Genomic DNA, 17,998 nt, shown 5'->3' with positions numbered 1-17,998 from the left:
ATTGGTACCTTTGAACCCAATGCGAAACCCTGGGGGCATGAAGGCATTCCCGACAACTTCAGCTTTGATGAGTTGCCGCCTGACCTGGAACATCTGGAACCCTATCTTGAAGCCGCGATGCGGCGTGTTCCGGCACTTGAGAAAACCGGCTTGCAGGTATTCTTCAACGGTCCCGAGAGCTTCACTCCGGATGATCGCTATCACCTGGGTGAAGCCCCCGAGCTGCGCAACTATTTTGTCGCAGCAGGCTTCAACTCGGTAGGCATTCAATCGGCTGGCGGGGCTGGCAAGGTACTGGCCGAATGGATCGCAAAAGGTCACCCACCGATGGACATGTGGGATGTGGATATCAGACGCAACCTGCCGTTTCAGGGTAACGCCCAGTACCTGTATGACCGCACGACCGAAGGCCTGGGATTGCTCTATGCCATGCACTGGCCATATCGCCAGTTCGAGACGGCGCGCAACGCCCGAAAAAGCATTCTTCATGAGCGACTGGTTGCAGCCAATGCCTGTTTTGGCGAGGTGGCCGGCTGGGAGCGGGCGAACTTCTTTGCGCCCGCAGGCGAGAAGCCGGAATACGGCTACAGTTGGGGCAAACAAAACTGGTTCGAGTGGTCCGCCGCCGAACATCATGCCGTGCGCAAGGCTGTCGGCCTGTTTGACCAAAGCTCCTTTACCAAAATACTGGTGCAGGGCCGCGATGCCGTCTCGGTGATGAACCGTATTTGCAGCAATAATATTGATGTCGAGCCGGGCCGGATCGTCTACACCCAGTGGCTCAATGAACGCGGTGGCATCGAGGCTGACCTGACGGTCACCCGTATTGATACTGCTTCTTTCCTGGTGGTCACCGGCCCGGGCACCCAGACCCGGGAGCTGAACTGGCTGCGCCGCAACACGCCGGCGGAGGCCAATGTGGTTGTGACCGATGTCACCTCTGCCATGGCCGTCATCAGTGTGATGGGCCCCAATGCACGCAAGGTGCTGCAGCCGCTCACCACAGACGACCTGTCCCATGAGGGCTTTCCATTCGGGACGACCCGAGAGATTGAACTCGGCTATGCCCGGGTGCGGGCGAGCCGCATTACCTATGTGGGTGAATTGGGCTGGGAGCTGTACATTCCAACTGAATTCGCGCCAGATGTATTCGATCGAATCGTTGCAGCCGGTAAGCCCCATGGACTCAAACTCTGTGGTTACCATGCCTTGAATTCCCTGCGCATCGAAAAGGGTTATCGCCATTTCGGACACGACGTGACGGAGGAAGATACCCCGCTCGAGGCAGGCCTTTCGTTTGCCTCGGATTTCGAGAAACCGGGGGGCTTCATTGGCAAGGAGGCTTTGCTGAAGCAGAAAGCCGGTGGCGTTGGAAAGCGCATGGCGTTGTTCAAGTTTCTCGACCCGGAGATCACCAGCTATCACGAAGAACCCATCTATCGGAACGGAACAATTGTTGGCCGAACCACGTCGGGAATGTACGGGCACACCGTTGGTGGCAATGTCGCCATGGGGTATGTGTGTAATGACGAGTGTGTCACTGCCGACTGGGTGAAAGAGGGTCAGTACGAGATTGAAGTTGCCAATGTCCGGTATGAGGTTGAGGTCAGTCTGCGCTCACTCTATGACCCTGACATGAGCAAGGTGAAGTGCTGATACCCCCCCATTCGGGTTCCGAGAACAGACGAGCACAGGCTGAACGATCGCGCTTGCAGCGAACACGCTAACTTTTCAAGCGCTCACAGGCCGCCAGCACTTCGGTAAAAGGCGCTTCTGCCAGGGCACCGAAGCGCTTGTGGCGGCTCAATTTGGCCCGGCTGGCTTTGGGGCTGGTGATACCACAGAGACAGCGGGCCAGTTGGCGGGGCTGGCCGAGCGCTTCGTGCTGCTCATCCATCACTTCGCGGACGATATCCCCATCGACAGGCTGACTGTGGCGTGGCGGCAGTTCATGCGTCTGGCCCAGGCAGCCACTGCAACGGCCGCAGGGCTGCCCCAGGGTTTCGCCAAAATACTGCATCAGGGGCTGCTGCAGGCAGCCGGTGCTTTGTGCCCAGTCACAGACCGTCTGCAGGCGGTCAATATCACGTTCTTCGCGCACGCGAAACTGCTGTCGCATTCGGTCAATCAGGTCATCCATATCCTCCGGCACCTGATTCAGGCGGTAGCCTTGTCGCAGCCCGGCCACTTTCATGTTGAGCAGGTTTTGCTGTTCGAGGTAATTGAGCGCCTTGATGATTCTTGGCTGCGGCTCGCCCAGTTGCTCGGCGGCGTCGCGCGGTTTGAGCGTCAGCCAGGTGCGCCCTGCCTTGCCCGTGGCAAACAGCTGCTGCAGAAACGCCGCCCGGTCAGGGTCGAAACGCGCCAGCAGTTCGTTTTCGGGCACGGCCAGGGCCAGCTTGTATTCGGTATAGAACGGCGCCGTTGACGCGAGCACCCCTTCCAGTTCCAGATAGGTCAGCAGGGTATTGAGTACCAGTGGACGTACATCGAATTGCTGCGACAGCTCATACGTCGACAGGTCGAAGTGGGCCGGCTGAGCACATAGCCAGCGTACCAATTCCGCGAGTGATTCCGGATCGGGCGTATCCCCGTAAGTGAAGTTCTCCAGTACGGTCAGATCGTCGCGGCAGGCCAGCAACTGGCATCGGGAGTCGTCGCCGTCACGCCCTGCCCGCCCGATCTCCTGCATGTAGTTTTCCAGCGACTTGGGCAGGTTGTAGTGGTACACGGCGCGAATGTCTGACTTGTCGATGCCCATCCCGAAGGCGATGGTGGCGACCACGATGGGCGTTTCGCCACTCATGAAGGCTTCTTGCGTGGCGCTGCGTTCCTCGTCCTTCAGCCCGGCATGATAGGGCTTGGCCTTGTAGCCCTGCCGGTTGAGAAAGTCCGACACCTGCAGCGCCGTTTTCTGCAGCGTGACATAGATGATGGACGGCTCTGCCGGGCGACTGTTGAGCAGCTCCAGAAGACGTTGTTGGCGCTGGTCGCTGGTGCAGGGTGTGACGCCGATCTGCAAATTGGAGCGATAGAAGCCGGTCTGGATATGGTCTTGCGACGCAATGCCGAAATTGGCGCAGATCTGCTCTGAAACCTTGGGCGTGGCGGTCGCCGTCAGCGCCAGCACCCGTCCTGCGTTCAGCGTTTGCGCCAATTGCGCCAGCTTCAGGTAGTCAGGCCGAAAGTTGTGCCCCCATTCGGACACACAGTGGGCTTCGTCTACCGCCATCATGCTGATGTTGAGCCGCGACAGGCGGGTCAGAAAGCGCTCGTTGGCCAGCCGCTCCGGTGCCACATACAGCAGTTTGAGCTCACCCCGGTCCATGGACTGATAGATCGCCTGCACTTCTTCCCCGGTGCGGCTGGAATCCAGACGCGCTGCGGGCACACCGAGAGCGTTGAGGGCATCCACCTGGTCCTTCATCAGCGCGATCAGAGGCGACACCACCAGTGTCAGGCCGTCCAGCATCAGCGCCGGCAACTGGTAGCAGAGGCTTTTGCCACCACCGGTCGGAAAGATGGCCAGCGCCGAGCGCCCCTCCAGCAGGGTGTTGATCACGTCCTGCTGGCCCGGGCGAAACGCATCGAGCTTGAAGGTGTTTTGCAGGTGGTGCTGAGCCTGTTGCTGAGTGCTGTCCATGGTGTCGGCGTCCTGTGGCAGAGTCCCGGTTGATTCGCCGCCAGTCTACACGCCTTGCCGATCGGGCTGAATTGCACTCGGGTGCAGAATGAGCGCTGACTCATATAATGGGTTAAATGATTGGGCACCGCAGTATTACCCCGCACCTTTCAGGTGCATCTTTCTTCTCCGCCAATAGTGGTATCAATCTGATCAGAGGTGAAATGAACAACTCTGCACGCCATAACCCTTTGGTGGTACATTAATTGCGTATGCGTTGTTGGTTGCCGAAAGCGAACAGCAAATTCTTTTATTGGAAGGTTATTGCCAATGGCTTCGTCAATTCACTGCAGTGATGATGTTACCGACTATCTCATGGCCGCGTTGCGCTGCGACCTGCTAAGCCTGCAACAGTTACTCACCATGGGACAGCTCATTGCACACATCAGTGAGCTGGTTCACCGCTTGCAGTATGAACGCGGGACTTCCAACCTCTACGTAGGGTCTCAGGGTGTTCGGTGCAAGAATCGATTGCCCGCTCTGGTAAAAGCTTCACAACAGGCAGAAGAGGACACGCGAAGACTTCTTGGTCAACTCGATTTGCGCAGCCATTGTATTTCTGGTGCCAGCAGACTGCTAAGCAGGATCGCATTGGCCCTGCACGGACTGGACGAGTTACAGCAAGTTCGTTCCGACATCCTGTCTTTGAAATCGGCCCCTGCATCAGTCTTTGAAGGCTTTTCTTCTCTGATTCAAAGCTTACTGGCTATCGTGTTTGAAGCCGCAGATACCGTCACCCATGAAGACCTATCCAATCGTATTATTGCTCTCTTCCATCTAATGCAAGGTAAAGAGCTGTGTGGCCAGGAACGTGCACTCGGCGCAGCCGGTCTCGCGATGGGGCAGTTGGATGAAGATTTTACTCAGCAACTGCAGTTCTTGATCGACAATCAAGAGCGTTGTTTCAGTATTGTAGATGAGTTTTCCGATGCTCAGGCCCGAGCTCACTGGACTGAACGCATGACGAAAGACCAAACGGCAGAACTGGAGCGGATGCGGCGTATCGCCTTCACTGCAGCCATCAATGGTGAGGCAGACAGGGATCTTAGTGACACTTGGTTCGCAGTGACCTCGGAGCGCATATCTGTCTTGCGCTCTCTGGAACAGGGCATGGAGGCGCGGTTGCAGGTGGAGTGTGAAACGAGAATCGCCGAGGCAAAGGAACGCCTGGATGACCATGAGGTTGATTTGGCGCGTGCTGCTGGACACAGGTCGGTCGCGTTCTTCTTTTTGCCTGAAGGCTCAAAGCACCACAAAGCGAAAACCATGGACATAGGCTGTGTGGGTCAGCACATTGGCCGTTCACTGTTTGAACTATTACAAGACCAGTCTCTGCGCCTGCAACAGATGGCGGAAGAACTGCAAGAGGCCAAAATTGCTTTGAACGAGCGCAAGCTCATTGACAAAGCCAAGGGGGTGATCATGTCTTACCGTGGCTTGAGTGAGCCTGAAGCCCACCGATTCCTGCGACAGGTTGCCATGTCGCAGAATCGGCGCCTGGTTGATGTAGCAAGAGAAACCCTGTCCATGGCAGAGGTCTTTCCGGCACCCAAACCCAAGAGTTAATCCCCACACCACCTGTCCTTCATCAACCTGCCCGTTCCTTTGCCTCCTCCTGAGTTGACATTGTCTTGCTGCCAGCCTTGGGCAGCGGAGCCACCTTCTGTTGTTTTTCATGCAGGAACCGCAAGACAGCACGTCGGTACTCGTTGTATTGAGGGTCACTGGCTAACTCGATGCGATTGCGAGGGCGTTCCAGGTTGATGTCCAGCACTTCGCCTATGGTGGCTTTCGGACCGTTGGTCATCATGACAATACGGTCCGAGAGCAATACGGCTTCATCGACATCATGAGTTATCATCAACACTGTGTTATTGAGGTCTGACTGGATGCGCATGACCTCCTCCTGAAGATGCGCACGAGTCAGGGCATCTAGCGCGCCGAAGGGCTCATCGAGCAACAACAGTTTCGGTTGCATTGCCAGTGCTCGGGCAATGCCCACCCGCTGTTTCATGCCACCGGAAATCTCGGCAGGCAATCTCGTCAGCGCATGCGACATACCCACCATTTCGAGGTTGTGCAGAATCCATTCATCGCGTTCCTTTGCGCTCTTTCTGGCACCAAACACCTTGTTCACCGCCAACGCCACATTCTCATAAACGCTGAGCCAAGGCAGCAGAGAGTGGTTCTGGAAGACCAGTGCACGGTCAGGGCCCGGGGTGTTAACTTCCTTACCATCCAAAATGACATAGCCGTCGGTCGCAGTGGTCAGGCCGGATATCGCATTCAGCAAAGTCGATTTACCACACCCCGAATGACCAATAATCGAGATGTATTCGCCGCGTTTAACGGTCAGACTGACCGAGTCCAGAACGTGCGTCGCGGTTTTCTTGCTTTGAAAAATCTTGTTGACGTTGTCGATAATCAAATAACGATCATTCATGGTTAATCTCCTACCACCTTTTCGTTGGGTTGCTCCGCTGATTTTGACCATGCAAAACGCTTAAGCGCTGGTGCCGCGAGTCACACGTCGCCCAATAAAGCCCACTACCTGATCGAGCAAATACCCCACTAGGCCGACGTAAATCAGTGCCAATACAATGTCGCTGAGCATGGAAGCGTTCCAGGCATCCCAGATAAAAAAGCCAATGCCAACACCACCAATCAGCATTTCAGCAGCCACAATAGCCAACCAGGACAAACCAATGCCGATACGCAATCCGGAGAAAATATAGGGCGCGGCCGAGGGCAACATAATGCGCGTAAAGTTCTCATAAGGGTTCAGACGCAACACTCGAGCCACGTTCTGGTAATCATCGGGAATATTCCGGATGCCCACCGAGGTATTAATGATGATGGGCCAGATAGCAGTGATGAAAATCACGAAGATGGCCGATGGATTACTGGACTGAAATGCGGCTAAAGAGATTGGCAACCAGGCCAGAGGTGGTACGGTGCGCAGCACCTGAAAAATGGGATCCAGACCGCGCATTGCCCAGGTCGATTTGCCGATTAACACGCCCAATGAGACGCCGACCAGCACCGCTAAAGAATAGCCATAGGCCACACGCTCAAGGCTGGCGAGCACCTGCCAGCCCATCCCTACATCGTTCCCGCCAAAGTCGTAGAACGGCATTACAATCAAGTCCCAGGTTTCTCGGACGACCTGTGAGGGGGCAGGCAACATGGCACCTGGCAAAGAGCACAGTATTTCCCATAGCGCGAGCAGGCTCGCTAATACGACCAGCGGCGGCAACAGGTGGCCTAGTAACCATTGTCCCGAAGCTGCCAGCCGATCTTTACAGGTTTCGGCAGTGGGCACACGCAAAGCTGCGACAATGCCTGTTTTCTGATTGGATGATTCTACCGTCATGGTCAGTCTCCTTTCTTCAGGCCGGTCACGGTTGTTGGCCAGACCTGATGTTGAGGTGTCACCGGTGATTTCGTCACCGACTTACGACAGGCGTTTTATCTCAAGACTGTCGAGATAGGCCTGAGGGTCATTCGGGTCAAAGACCTTTCCGTCGAAAAAGGTTTCAACGCCTCTTGAGGTTGAGTCAGGGATGTCTGCACTGGCGATGCCCAGAGCTGCAGCCGCCTCACGCCAGATATCTTCACGATTCACCTTGTTGACAAGTGCCTGGGTGTCGTAATCCTGGGCTAAATAACCCCAGCGTTGGTTCTCGGTCAGGAACCAGAGATCGTGGCTGCGGAAGGGGTAGGACGCGTGATCGTTCCAGTACCGCATTTGGTCAGGGTGATTTTCTACCACACGTCCGGTACCGTAATCGAAATTACCCTGCATTCGATCGATGATGTCTGCATAGGGCGCATGAATCCAACGGCGGCGAGAACAGATCTGGGCAACTTCTTCCTTGTTCTCGGGCTGTTCGCAATATATCTGTGCTTCCATGACCGCCATCAGAATGGCTTTGGTCGCGTTCGGATTGGCCGCAATGTAATCATCTCGCAGGCACAGTGCTTTCTCCGGGTGGTTGTGCCACAGCTCGCCTGTGGTGTTCGCCGTGTAGCCAATGCCCTGATTGATGAGCTGGTGGTTCCAGGGTTCACACACGCAGAATGTGTCCATGCTGCCGACACGCATGTTGGCAACCATTTGTGCAGGCGGCACCACAATGGTGGCAATGTCGGAGTTCGGATTGATACCACCAGCGGCCATCCAATAGCGAATCCACAAGTCATGCGTGCCCCCCGGGAATGTCATGGCAGCCCGCACTTCGTCCCCTCCGGCACGCTTGGCAGCGAGTGCCTCTGCGAACTGTGAGGTGTCTGTCCCCACCTCCAGATCCATATATTCATTGCCCACTGAAATGCATTGGCCCGCCAAATTGAGTCGCGCAATGATGCTGACATCGACCGGGTCACTCATGGCGCCGGAAGCCATCAGGTAGGGCATCGGCGTCAGAATATGGCCACCATCAATACCACCACGAGCAGATCCCAAACTCAGGTTATCTCGTGTGGCCCCCCAGGAGGATTGCTTCAGCACTTCGACGTCCGGCATTCCATGGGCCGCAAAAAACCCTTTTTCCATGGCCACAAAGAGGGGTGCAGCATCAGTCAGAGCGATGAACCCCAGCTTTGCGGTCGTAGTTTCCGGTTTGCCATTCGTATTGGCCTTGGCGAGACTTCCCAGGCCAGGAATGATGCCAGTCAGTGCAGTACCAGCCGCAACCGCTGACATCCCCTTAATGACATCACGACGGGTAACTCTTTGCTTTTTGTCTGTGTGTTTCATTTTCTTGCTCCCAAAAAAAAACGCCCGTGAGTGACCTGCAGTCGTTGCAGTCACACAAGGGCGTCATTACCAATTAGAGAACACAACCGCCATCTTTAGCGTTTGTGCTATTTTCGTCAAAGCCCAAGCAGATTACGTGCCACCCGGAAAATTCGAGGGTACAGGCTACTTTCATGGCAAAGTTTGGCCAAAATCGCACTCGAACAGTGCAACTTTTTGATTCAACTCACCAATAACGGGCATAGATAGCCTTGCTGAAGACCCCTATCTCACCCTCTCCACTCGGTCCGCATTCAGCAGTTCGGCCAGGCCAGTCTGAATCCTCGGCCAGCCGGACAGAATTGCACTCGGGTGCAGAATCCGTTCAAACGGGTTCCTTACAGGGGGCGAGAGTCGCCTCGGGGGTCGTTGCTTTTGGTCAGACGGCTTTGCAGTGGCACTATGGCATCGGTGAATATCCATTCCACGCCACGCTGTACTTCCCTGTTCAGTAGACGCTTGTTTTCGACCAGGCCGGAGCCGACTCTTCGTCCGGCGGCATGCAACTGGCGCAGACACCCTGAGCCCATCAGGGCAAAATTGCCGGCCATGGCGCCATGCCCCAGCTCGAGGTTCTGCTTGAGGATCTCTTTGTGGTTGGTGCGAGCAATATCCATCAAGGCATCGGGCGGGACGTCGCTGAAGCATTCCAGATCATGGGGTACCAGACTCATCAGGTGGTAGTCCTGACCGGGTGCCAACGAGGCCAGTGATTGCGCGAGACGAGCGTGCAAAGCCGGGCGTTGCCGCCACGACTCCTTGATCTCTATCATCAGATGCAGATTGCTGGCAAAACGCGTCACCACTTCATCCAGGTGCGGCACCTGGGGTACGGCTTTCCTCAACGCCTCGAACGAGGTCTCGGCGATGATGATGTCCGGTCTATTGAACAGGCGGCCAAGGTGCGGGTCATGATTGATTACCGGTTCGTTGTCGCGCGTCAGACGGACATCAAACTCTATACCCCACGCACCCACTTGCTGGCAAAGTTCAAACGCACCCAGTGTGTTCTCGATGACGGTGCCATCGGTGCCTGGCCCGTGGGCCCCGCGATGGGCAACCAGTTTCACCTCCCTGCTGCCGAGCGGGGTTCCGCTCCCGGGCGCCAGCGCCCAGATGAAGTTCGCCAACTCGTTCAACCCGTACGACAAGATCATCGTTTGTCCTCACGCAGCCTGAACTGAGAGTAGTCCAATATTGACCCCGGTGCTGCAGCACGAAGACGGTACTCGCCAAAAACCGGGCTATACATCGGATAGTAAACTAGGCTTTAATCAGACCTTACATTGTTGATAGGCATTTTTGCATTCGCGCCATATACGAAGGCAATGGGTGAAGCCTGTGGCGTTAGAGAGGTTGAGTTCTTGACCAGTAAATCAGTGAAGGATGTAGCGCTTCATATCCACCCGTTTTGGGCCACCTTCACCAATGCCGCCCAGGAAAGTGCTTTCAGGGCGTCGATTTCGGAGTACAGCAGGCATCATTTGCAGGTTGCGTTCTACGCCTGGGCCATGATGACATTCCTGTTCCTGCCGCTGGAATTTGCGGTGCTGGGCCACACCACGGCAGGCTATATGATGGTCGCCTTGCGTGTCGTCGTCGGCCTCATGGTCTTGACCTACGCGTTGGCCACCATGCGCTGGCATAGCCTCGCAGAAGCGTACCCTTTGATTTCCGTATTGCAAATGATTGGCATGACGCCGGTATTCCTGCTCTATTTCATTCGGCCGGAGTTGGCTGCCTATACGGTGGGTGCAACATTGGTCGTCATATTCGCTGTGTATCAACTGATCCCCAATCTGGTCACCTGGTGCTTGCTGATTGTCGCCTACATTGTGGTGGGTACAACGCTGAGCCTGGCGTTTGCACTCGGCCTTCGAGGAGAAGATCTGGCCATACCGTTTTTTATTCTGCTGATTCCTGTTTTGATTGGCGCCGTGCTGGGGCACCGGTACCAGTTCATGCAACGCACCCAGTTTGCTCTGCTCAAGCAGGCCGAGCAGACCAACGCCGAGCTGGCCGAAGAGGTTCGCTCCAGGAAGCGGCTGGAGGAGACGCTGGCTGTTCAGGCGCAAACCGATTCGCTGACCGGCCTGTTCAACCGCAATGGCTACGAGCCGCTCTTCGAACACGAGTTCGCGCGTGCACGGCGCGAAGGGCGAGACGGGCTGGCAATGGCCCTGCTGGATCTGGATCATTTCAAGTCACTGAATGACACACACGGCCACGCTGCCGGTGACACCACATTGCGTGCATTGGCAGGCATTTGGTCGAAACTCATCAGAGAGACGGATGTGCTCGGTCGACTCGGCGGAGAGGAGTTCGTCCTGTTGCTGCCTGGCACCCCCATAGACGAGGCGCAGCGTGTTGTGGAGCGGCTGCGAGAGGCAACCAGTGAAACGCCCGTGCGCATCCTTGATGCCGAGGTCCCTGTAACGGTTACGATTGGGCTGACCCAATCCGGCCCTGATGACAAGAGCTACCATGACCTGCTCAAGCGCGCCGATCGCGCCCTGTACGCCGGGAAACGGGCAGGCAGGAATCGGGTGCATGTCAAGGAGCCCAGCAAACGAAGCAATGCGGGTGCCCCGAACAACCGCCCTGACTGTTGAATGTAGCTTTAAGGAAAGAAGCCATGCCAGAGAAAGCCACCGTTCCTGTGGGAAGCAGGATTCAAGCCCTTGTGCCGGATTCCTATTTTCATGATGCCTGGAAGGTACGAGTTTCGGAACCAAACCTTTCTGCACTCGACCATTTTCTGAAAGCTGCCCAAGCGACGCCTCGCTGGGTTAGTGCCTGCATGACGCTGCGCAACAAGGTAGTTGGTTTCTTCGGGCTGAAAAACCTGGGCAATCTGCACCATGTGGTGCCCGACAAGAAGGCGGCCGATTACAAGGCTGGGGATAGAGTCGGCATTTTCACCCTGTTCGAAAACACCTTCGATGAAGTTCTGCTTGGAGACAAGGATAAACATCTCGATGTCACGCTCTCCGTGCATCGTTCAGTGGCTGATTCCGTTGAATTTGTAACCATTACGACAGTGGTAAAAGTACACAACGCACTCGGTAGATTGTATATGGTGCCTGTTACGCCTATGCATCGCATCATTGTACCTGCTGTGTTGAGAGCCATTGCCAATGAAGCATCAAGGTGACAGTGTTTACCGTCCGCCCGAGATCCAGAGAAAGGAATTGAAGAGCAAACTACAATGAGGAACCTACATTGAGATTAAAAGCTGATATAGGTATTTTTGATATTCTCGGGCACTTGATAATCTGGCTGATACTTGTCGTTATCACCCTCGGCATTGCCATATTCTTTGTACCCTACTCCTTCTCGAAATTCATAATCAACCGAACCATGCTGGTTGATCATAATGGTGTTGAGAGAACCATGCGCTGTAACATCGACATGTTCAGCAATATCGGGCATATCATTCTCTGGATAATAATATCGATCCTGACGTTTGGAATCGGTTACATCTTCTATTTCTATCGTGTGTGGAACTATGCTCTGAACAACACCACCGTGGAGTAGGCAAAAACCGGAAATGCCATGAAAGGAAACGTCGGTCCACACGAGGTATTACTTAAAGAAGCAAGTAGTCAGTGACCGTCATGGCTATGCCAGGGAACGATCGGACGAGCTTCTTGTCACCGGTGATCAGTTTCAGATTCAGTGATTTTGCCAGCGATACAAACTCGCAATCATAGGCCGAGCAACCAGAGTCTTCCGCCAGTGTCAGTACGTCCATCGAGTTGACGGTATACTCGTTATCCGCAAGCTGTCTTTCCGCCTGAGCCTGCATGGCAAAGGCCGTATCCAGATCGATGATGTTCTTTCTGACATAAACCGCGAGGACATTTCGGAACTCACTACGCCACAGTAACGGCGCAACCCAGTGCGGATCTTTGTGCAGCAATGAAACAACATTGTCTGTCTGCTCAGTCGGCAGGTAGAGATAGGCGATGGTATTGGTATCCGCGACAATCATTCTCTGCCCTGATTTCTGGCGTTATTGATTTCTTCAGTGCTCAGATGAGAAGCGGAAACACGGCTCCGGAGTGCCAGCGCTTGGTCGGCGAGTTCGGTGGCAGAGATCGGCGTCGGCTTGTAGGTTTTCTCGAGGCAATGAATCAGCTCGCTGTTCACGCTTCTGTGATGCGCCCTGGCTGCCTGCTTCAGTTGCTCATACAGGTCGTCAGGAATATTCTTGAAGGTTACCGTAGCCATGGCCAAGCCTCAGTGGGTTGCATAACGGTTTCATTATGGTTACCCGCTCTTGTGCCTGTCAATACCGCTCAGGTGCAGATCAGAAGGTGGAGGAACAATGACCACAGGACATCCGATATTCAAAATGGCATTCGCCAAGGTGTATCCGATGTACATCCAGAAGGCAGAGCGCAAGGGCCGTACCAGGGATGAAGTCGACGAGATCATCTGCTGGTTGACGGGCTACTCGACAGCAGAGTTGGAAAATCAGGTAGAACAAGAAGTCGATTTTGAGGCCTTCTTTGCGCAGGCCCCCGCCATCAATCCGAACGTATCGCTGATCAAAGGCATGGTCTGTGGTATTCGCGTTGAGGAAGTGGAAGACCCGCTGATGCGCAATATCCGCTACCTGGACAAGCTGGTGGATGAGCTGGCGAAAGGTAAGGCGATGGAAAAGATCCTGCGGGGATGATCAACCTCATAGCAACGAATCATGACACCGTTGATGCCTCATGCCATCACGCCAGAAACGCCACCGACTTGATCAGTGCATAGACGTCCTGCCCGGCTTTCAGTCCAAGCTGACTGACAGCCCGCGAAGTGACCTCCGCCAGCAGCAACTGGCCATCTGCAGTGCGACACGCCACCAGGATGCGATGGTTTTTCGGGGGATATATCTGTTCGATGGTTACCCGCAGGTGGTTCTGAATACTGATCTGCTGAGGGTCAACCAGAGACAAGCTGATATCCCGCGCCATGATACGCAGTCGGATTGACCGGTTGGTCGCCTCCGCCGTGGCATTGGGCACCCAGAGTCGCGCTTCCGGCGGTCCGAAGGGGCTGACGCCGTCCTCGCCGGGTTCTCCCAACCTGCCTTCCAGTACCGATGCGGCCCCGGCATCCTCGAACAATGGCGAATCCGGGCGAGCCATGGCCTGTTGCAGCGTTTCAATGCTCTGAATCTGCCCGTTCTGCATGAACACCACCCGATCGGCCAGCCGTTCCACTTCGTCCGGAGCATGACTGACCATGATGATGGGCACGCCAGACTCGGCCGCCATGCGCGACAGAAACGGCATGATCTCCCGTTTGGTCTGGGTGTCCAGCGCCGCCATGGGTTCGTCGAGCAATAACAGTTGCGGGCTGATCAACAGGGCGCGACCCAGTGATACGCGCTGACGCTGGCCGCCCGATAGCTGGTCGATACGCCTGTCCAAAAGGTCCTCTATGGCCAGCATAGCGGTTACCTCGGGCGGGTGCAGCCGGCGCAGGGTTTCTGGTGTTCGCCGGTAGCCATAGAGCAGATTGTCCTTGACCGACAGGTGCGGCAGCAGGCTGTGCTCCTGAAACACCAGACCAATGCGCCGCCTGTGCAACGGCACGAATTCGCGGCCCCGCTGCCATTGCTGGTCGTCAAACCGAACCACCGCACCGGGCACCCGCTCCAGCCCGGCAATGATGCGCAGCAGCGTGGTCTTGCCGCAGCCGGAACGACCAAACAGGGCGGTCACGCCGGCAATGGGCAGATCCCTGTCCACATCGAGCTGAAAACTCTCACCATAACCCAAAAGGGCTCGCAGCTGCAGGATCATACTTTGGCCACCTGAAACCGGCGGGTGATGCTGTACACCACAAAGAGCGTGAAAAACGCAAAGATCAGCAACATCAGCGACAGGCTGTGAGCGGCATCGTAGTTCATGGCTTCGGTATGGTCGTAAAGCAACACCGACAGCACCTGAGTCTCGCCCGGAATGCTGCCACCCAGCATCAGGATAACCCCGAATTCACCCAGCGTATGGGCAAAAGTCAGCGTGGCGGCGACCACAAAACCGCCCCGAGTCAGCGGGAAAACCACGGTGCGAAACCGATCCAGCGCGCCGGCACCCAGACTGCTGGCCACTTCTACCGGGCGGCGCCCCAGGTTGCGAAAGGCTTCGGTCAGCGGCTGCACGGCAAAGGGCATGGAGTAGATGACAGAAGCGATCAGAATGCCTTCGAAGGTGAAGGCAAGGTGATGCAGCCCGAGGTTTTCCAGGGTGCTGCCCACCACACCCCTGGGCCCCAACACGATCAGCAAATAGAACCCCAGCACCGTAGGCGGCAGCACCAGTGGCAATGCGACAATGGCTTGCACGATGACACGCCCATAAGAACGCCCGCGAGACAGCCACCAGGCCAGCGGGGTGGCCAGCAACAGCAGAATGACCGTGGTGTAAAAACAGAGCCTGGCGGTCACCTGGATGGCCTGCCACTCCGTCGGTCCCAGTGAAAACATAAGCGCTCTCTTGCCTAGGGTGATTCTTCCGGTATCACAAAGCCGTAACGGGTCATAATAGCGTGCGCGGCTTCTGTGGCCATAAATTCCGCAAAAACTAGCGCCTCGGGTTTGTCGCCACCGCGCCGCGTGACCACAAAACTCTGGGTCAGAGGCTGGTGCAAGCTGTCGTCGATCAGATGATGCCCGTGCTGCGCCAGCCCGGGAAACCGGGCCAGAGACAGGGCAATGATGCCCACCTGAGCGGCCCCGGATTCCGCCATCTGCGCGGCATGGGCAATATTCTCACCAAACACCAGCTTGCCCTGCACCACGTCCCAAACACCCGCCGACTCCAAGGCCTCCCGGGCGCGCTGGCCATAAGGCGCGTGGGTAGGCTGGGCAATGGCAATACGACGGATTGAATCCGAAGTCAGGTCCTCCAGAGTCAGCTCGGTGGCGTCCAGAGTGTTGCTCCAGAGCACGATTCGGCCCAGTGCATAGACCGCCGGCTCGGTCGCAGCCAGCCCCTCGTCCTGCAGCCTTTCCGAAAAGGCGATGTCGGCGGAAAAGAACATATCGTAGGGGGCGCCGTTGATGATCTGGGTGGTCATTCTGCCCGAGGAGCCGTAGACCACCTGGATATTGATCTCCGGGTGAGCCTCGCCAAACAGCTCGATGATGTCATCGAGTGCATAGCGCAGATCAGCAGCGGCAGCGATACGCAGTGGCTCTCCGGCGTGCAGCACTGGCGAAATTAGCAGCAGCGCGGCCAACGCGAACCGCCTGGCTGAGCGGGTGAAAGACCTCATTGTTATCGACTGCCTGCCCGGTGCGCATGCAGCTTCTTGTAGCTGTCGATCAGGCGCTGGTGTTTCTCCAGGCCTTCGAGCTTCATGCTGGTGGGGGTCAGGCCATGGAAGCGCACGGTGCCGTTCACCGAGCCAATAACCGCCTTCATGGTTTCTTCGCCGAACATGCGTGAGAGGTTGTACTGGAAGTCTTCGAGTGCCAGGTCTTCGTCCAGGGTGATTTCCAATACCGCCTGCACGGCCCGATAGAACAAGCCGCGGCTGACGCTGTTGTCGTTGTACTGCAGAAACATCTCGACCCGATCCAGTGCGTCTTCATGCTGGCCCAGCGCCAGGTGAATCAGCAGTTTAAGTTCAAGGATGGTCAGTTGGCCCCAGTCGGTGTTCTCGTCGAACTCGATGCCGATCAGGGTGATGATGTCCATGTGCTCGTCGAGCTGGCTTTCTTCAAGCCGTTCCAGCAGGGCGGCGAGCTGGTCGTCATTCAGGGCATGCAGGTTGAGAATGTCTTCGCGGAACAGCAGCGCCATGTTGGTGTTGTCCCAGATCAGGTCTTCCACCGGGTAGATCTCGGAATAGCCCGGCACCAGGATGCGGCACACGGGCGCGCCCAGGTCTTCGTGCACGGCCACATAGACCTCGTGGCCCTGTTCTTCCAGGAGTCCGAACAGGGTGGCGGCTTCTTGTTCGTTCGTGCCGGAAAAATCCCACGCGACAAAGTCCACGTCCGCCTTGCTGCTGAAGAAGCGCCAGGAGATCAGCCCGGAGGAGTCGATAAAGTGTTCGACAAAGTTGTTGGGCTCGGCGACTGCCAGTGAATTGAACGTGGGCGGCATCAGGTCGTTCAGCCCCTCGAAGCTGCGCCCCTGCAGCAATTCGGTCAGGCTGCGTTCGAGTGCAACCTCAAAGCTGGGGTGAGCCCCGAACGAGGCGAACACTCCGCCGGTGCGCGGGTTCATCAGGGTGACGCACATCACCGGGTACTGGCCACCCAGCGAGGCGTCCTTCACCAGTACCGGGAAGCCCTGTGCTTCCAGCGCCTTGATCCCCTCCACGATGGCCGGGTACTTGTTGAGCACTTCCTGCGGTACATCGGGCAACACTATTTCCTGCTCGATGATTTCCCACTTCACGGCCCGCTCGAAGATCTCCGACAGGCATTGCACCTGCGCTTCGTGCAGCGTATTGCCGGCACTCATGCCATTGCTGAGATACAGGTTTTCCACCAGATTGGAGGGGAAATAGACCGTTTCGCCATCGGACTGCCGCACAAAGGGCAGCGATACAATGCCGCGTTCGATCTTGCCGGAGTTGGTATCGATAAGGTGGGAGCCGCGCAGCTCGCCCTCCGGGTCATAGATGGCCCGGCAGTGGTCGTCCAGAATTCCGGCGGGCAACTCGTCATTCGGCCCCGGTTTAAACCACTCTTCATTCGGATAGTGCACGAAATCGCTGTTGGCGATCTCCTCGCCGAAGAACTGATCGTTGTAGAAGAAGTTGCAGCTCAACCGCTCGATGAACTCGCCCAGCGCCGAACACAGGGCGCTTTCCTTGGTGGCGCCCTTGCCGTTGGTAAAGCAGGCTGGTGAGGCCGCATCGCGAATGTGCAGCGACCAGACATGAGGCACGATGTTGCGCCAGGAGGCGATCTCGATCTTCATGCCCAGGTCGGCCAGAATGCCGCTCATGTTGGCGATGGTCTGCTCCAGCGGCAGGTCCTTCCCCTCAATCCAGGTGCTGCTGTCCGCACTACTCCCCTCGCCCGCCTCTGCACCCATCAGCAGCGCCTGGGCATCCTCGTCGATGTTCTCGACAGTGTCGATCTGGAAGTCAGGGCCAGCCTGCACCACCTTCTTCACGGTACAGCGGTCGATGGAACGCAGGATGCCCTGGCGATCCTTCTCGGAAATATCTTCCGGCAGTTCGACCTGAATTTTGAAGATCTGGTTGTAGCGATTCTCGGGGTCGACGATGTTGTTCTGCGACAGGCGGATGTTCTCGGTAGGAATATTGCGGGCGTTGCAGTAGACCTTCACGAAGTAGGCCGCGCACAAGGCCGACGACGCCAGGAAGTAGTCAAAAGGCCCCGGCGCCGAGCCATCGCCCTTGTAGCGGATGGGCTGGTCGGAGATGACTGTGAATTCGTCGAATTTGGCCTCCAGACGGAGGTTGTCGAGATAATTGACCTTGATTTCCATGAGCAGACAGACACCGGGTGCAGGGCGCTTCAGTGAAGCGGG

At 56.4% G+C, this 17,998-nt stretch carries 17 protein-coding genes; 6 read left to right on the top strand and 11 right to left on the bottom strand.

Going from position 1 to position 17,998, the window contains the following annotated elements; genetic code table 11:
* A partial coding sequence (locus LAT62_RS11640; protein WP_293383796.1) for an FAD-dependent oxidoreductase occupies positions 1-1,656 on the top strand: 1,656 nt, incomplete at its 5' end.
* Positions 1,657-1,723: 67 nt separating this feature from the next.
* Here the strand turns inward: LAT62_RS11640 and LAT62_RS11635 are convergent.
* Positions 1,724-3,643, bottom strand: coding sequence for an ATP-dependent DNA helicase RecQ (locus LAT62_RS11635; RefSeq protein ID WP_293383793.1), 1,920 nt, complete (start codon positions 3,641-3,643; stop codon positions 1,724-1,726).
* Positions 3,644-3,952: 309 nt separating this feature from the next.
* Here LAT62_RS11635 and LAT62_RS11630 point away from each other — a divergent pair, with 309 nt between their 5' ends.
* The gene (locus LAT62_RS11630; RefSeq protein ID WP_293383790.1) at positions 3,953-5,248 is read left to right on the top strand and encodes a nitrate- and nitrite sensing domain-containing protein; all 1,296 of its coding nucleotides are present in this window, start codon (positions 3,953-3,955) and stop codon (positions 5,246-5,248) included.
* 22 nt (positions 5,249-5,270) lie between these two features.
* Here LAT62_RS11630 and LAT62_RS11625 read toward each other — a convergent pair whose 3' ends face one another.
* The 4 genes from LAT62_RS11625 to LAT62_RS11610 all read right to left on the bottom strand — a co-directional run bounded on the left by LAT62_RS11625 (position 5,271) and on the right by LAT62_RS11610 (position 9,637).
* Positions 5,271-6,125, bottom strand: coding sequence for an ABC transporter ATP-binding protein (locus LAT62_RS11625; protein ID WP_293383787.1), 855 nt, complete (start codon positions 6,123-6,125; stop codon positions 5,271-5,273).
* Positions 6,126-6,185: 60 nt separating this feature from the next.
* Positions 6,186-7,055: a nitrate ABC transporter permease gene (ntrB, locus tag LAT62_RS11620; RefSeq protein WP_293383784.1), complete on the bottom strand. Its 870-nt coding sequence runs from the start codon at positions 7,053-7,055 to the stop codon at positions 6,186-6,188.
* An 81-nt stretch (positions 7,056-7,136) separates the two neighbouring features.
* A complete protein-coding gene (locus tag LAT62_RS11615; protein WP_293383781.1) occupies positions 7,137-8,495 on the bottom strand; it encodes a CmpA/NrtA family ABC transporter substrate-binding protein in 1,359 nt (452 codons plus the stop codon).
* 323 nt (positions 8,496-8,818) lie between these two features.
* A complete protein-coding gene (locus LAT62_RS11610; protein WP_293383778.1) occupies positions 8,819-9,637 on the bottom strand; it encodes a glycerophosphodiester phosphodiesterase in 819 nt (272 codons plus the stop codon).
* A 207-nt stretch (positions 9,638-9,844) separates the two neighbouring features.
* On the opposite strand from LAT62_RS11610, the gene LAT62_RS11605 reads away from it, so the two are divergent.
* The 3 genes from LAT62_RS11605 (at position 9,845) to LAT62_RS16385 (ending at position 12,017) form a co-directional block, all read left to right on the top strand.
* On the top strand, positions 9,845-11,092 hold the full coding sequence (locus tag LAT62_RS11605; RefSeq protein ID WP_293383775.1) for a GGDEF domain-containing protein: 1,248 nt from the start codon (positions 9,845-9,847) through the stop codon (positions 11,090-11,092).
* 23 nt (positions 11,093-11,115) lie between these two features.
* Complete coding sequence (locus LAT62_RS11600) at positions 11,116-11,634, top strand: DUF2867 domain-containing protein (protein ID WP_293383772.1); 519 nt, start codon at positions 11,116-11,118, stop codon at positions 11,632-11,634.
* 68 nt (positions 11,635-11,702) lie between these two features.
* Positions 11,703-12,017 carry a DUF6693 family protein gene (locus LAT62_RS16385; RefSeq protein ID WP_367120560.1) on the top strand — a complete coding sequence of 105 codons (315 nt, stop codon included), beginning with the start codon at positions 11,703-11,705 and terminating at the stop codon, positions 12,015-12,017.
* A gap of 52 nt (positions 12,018-12,069) precedes the next feature.
* Here the strand turns inward: LAT62_RS16385 and LAT62_RS11590 are convergent, their stop codons facing one another.
* Both LAT62_RS11590 and LAT62_RS11585 read right to left on the bottom strand, forming a co-directional pair.
* On the bottom strand, positions 12,070-12,474 hold the full coding sequence (locus LAT62_RS11590; protein WP_293383766.1) for a type II toxin-antitoxin system VapC family toxin: 405 nt from the start codon (positions 12,472-12,474) through the stop codon (positions 12,070-12,072).
* Entirely contained in the window at positions 12,471-12,713 is a 243-nt protein-coding gene (locus LAT62_RS11585) for an Arc family DNA-binding protein (protein ID WP_293383763.1), read from the bottom strand. Before LAT62_RS11585 ends, LAT62_RS11590 begins: the two co-directional genes overlap by 4 nt.
* 97 nt (positions 12,714-12,810) lie before the next feature.
* Between LAT62_RS11585 and LAT62_RS11580 the strand changes: the two genes are divergently transcribed.
* The gene (locus LAT62_RS11580) at positions 12,811-13,164 is read left to right on the top strand and encodes a DUF2200 domain-containing protein (RefSeq protein WP_293383760.1); all 354 of its coding nucleotides are present in this window, start codon (positions 12,811-12,813) and stop codon (positions 13,162-13,164) included.
* A 46-nt stretch (positions 13,165-13,210) separates the two neighbouring features.
* Here the strand turns inward: LAT62_RS11580 and modC are convergent, their stop codons facing one another.
* Genes modC through LAT62_RS11560 form a run of 4 tightly spaced genes read right to left on the bottom strand, consistent with a single transcriptional unit; the run spans position 13,211 to position 17,956 of the window.
* The gene (gene modC, locus LAT62_RS11575; protein ID WP_293383757.1) at positions 13,211-14,284 is read right to left on the bottom strand and encodes a molybdenum ABC transporter ATP-binding protein; all 1,074 of its coding nucleotides are present in this window, start codon (positions 14,282-14,284) and stop codon (positions 13,211-13,213) included.
* Positions 14,281-14,967, bottom strand: a complete 687-nt coding sequence (gene modB / locus LAT62_RS11570) for a molybdate ABC transporter permease subunit (protein WP_293383754.1) — start codon at positions 14,965-14,967, stop codon at positions 14,281-14,283. The genes modC and modB overlap by 4 nt, the downstream gene beginning before the upstream one ends.
* A 14-nt stretch (positions 14,968-14,981) precedes the next feature.
* The gene (gene modA / locus LAT62_RS11565) at positions 14,982-15,758 is read right to left on the bottom strand and encodes a molybdate ABC transporter substrate-binding protein (RefSeq protein ID WP_293383751.1); all 777 of its coding nucleotides are present in this window, start codon (positions 15,756-15,758) and stop codon (positions 14,982-14,984) included.
* Positions 15,759-15,760: 2 nt separating this feature from the next.
* Complete coding sequence (locus tag LAT62_RS11560) at positions 15,761-17,956, bottom strand: OsmC domain/YcaO domain-containing protein (RefSeq protein WP_293383799.1); 2,196 nt, start codon at positions 17,954-17,956, stop codon at positions 15,761-15,763.
* Between the last annotated feature and the right edge of the window lie 42 nt (positions 17,957-17,998).

It is taken from the genome of Natronospirillum sp. (assembly GCF_022565775.1).
Classification (GTDB): Bacteria; Pseudomonadota; Gammaproteobacteria; order Pseudomonadales; family Natronospirillaceae; genus Natronospirillum.
The sequence above is the reverse complement of the archived record's forward strand: the minus strand, read 5'-3'. Positions and strand labels throughout refer to the sequence as shown.

Excerpts from the sequence above, each read along its gene's own strand:
- LAT62_RS11635 (WP_293383793.1), bottom strand. The coding sequence starts at position 3,643 with ATGGACAGCACTCAGCAACAGGCTCAGCACCACCTGCAAAACACCTTC.
- LAT62_RS11630 (WP_293383790.1), top strand. The coding sequence starts at position 3,953 with ATGGCTTCGTCAATTCACTGCAGTGATGATGTTACCGACTATCTCATG.
- LAT62_RS11625 (WP_293383787.1), bottom strand. The coding sequence starts at position 6,125 with ATGAATGATCGTTATTTGATTATCGACAACGTCAACAAGATTTTTCAA.
- ntrB (WP_293383784.1), bottom strand. The coding sequence starts at position 7,055 with ATGACGGTAGAATCATCCAATCAGAAAACAGGCATTGTCGCAGCTTTG.
- LAT62_RS11610 (WP_293383778.1), bottom strand. The coding sequence starts at position 9,637 with ATGATCTTGTCGTACGGGTTGAACGAGTTGGCGAACTTCATCTGGGCG.
- LAT62_RS11600 (WP_293383772.1), top strand. The coding sequence starts at position 11,116 with ATGCCAGAGAAAGCCACCGTTCCTGTGGGAAGCAGGATTCAAGCCCTT.
- LAT62_RS11590 (WP_293383766.1), bottom strand. The coding sequence starts at position 12,474 with ATGATTGTCGCGGATACCAATACCATCGCCTATCTCTACCTGCCGACT.
- LAT62_RS11585 (WP_293383763.1), bottom strand. The coding sequence starts at position 12,713 with ATGGCTACGGTAACCTTCAAGAATATTCCTGACGACCTGTATGAGCAA.
- LAT62_RS11580 (WP_293383760.1), top strand. The coding sequence starts at position 12,811 with ATGACCACAGGACATCCGATATTCAAAATGGCATTCGCCAAGGTGTAT.
- modC (WP_293383757.1), bottom strand. The coding sequence starts at position 14,284 with ATGATCCTGCAGCTGCGAGCCCTTTTGGGTTATGGTGAGAGTTTTCAG.
- modB (WP_293383754.1), bottom strand. The coding sequence starts at position 14,967 with ATGTTTTCACTGGGACCGACGGAGTGGCAGGCCATCCAGGTGACCGCC.
- modA (WP_293383751.1), bottom strand. The coding sequence starts at position 15,758 with ATGAGGTCTTTCACCCGCTCAGCCAGGCGGTTCGCGTTGGCCGCGCTG.
- LAT62_RS11560 (WP_293383799.1), bottom strand. The coding sequence starts at position 17,956 with ATGGAAATCAAGGTCAATTATCTCGACAACCTCCGTCTGGAGGCCAAA.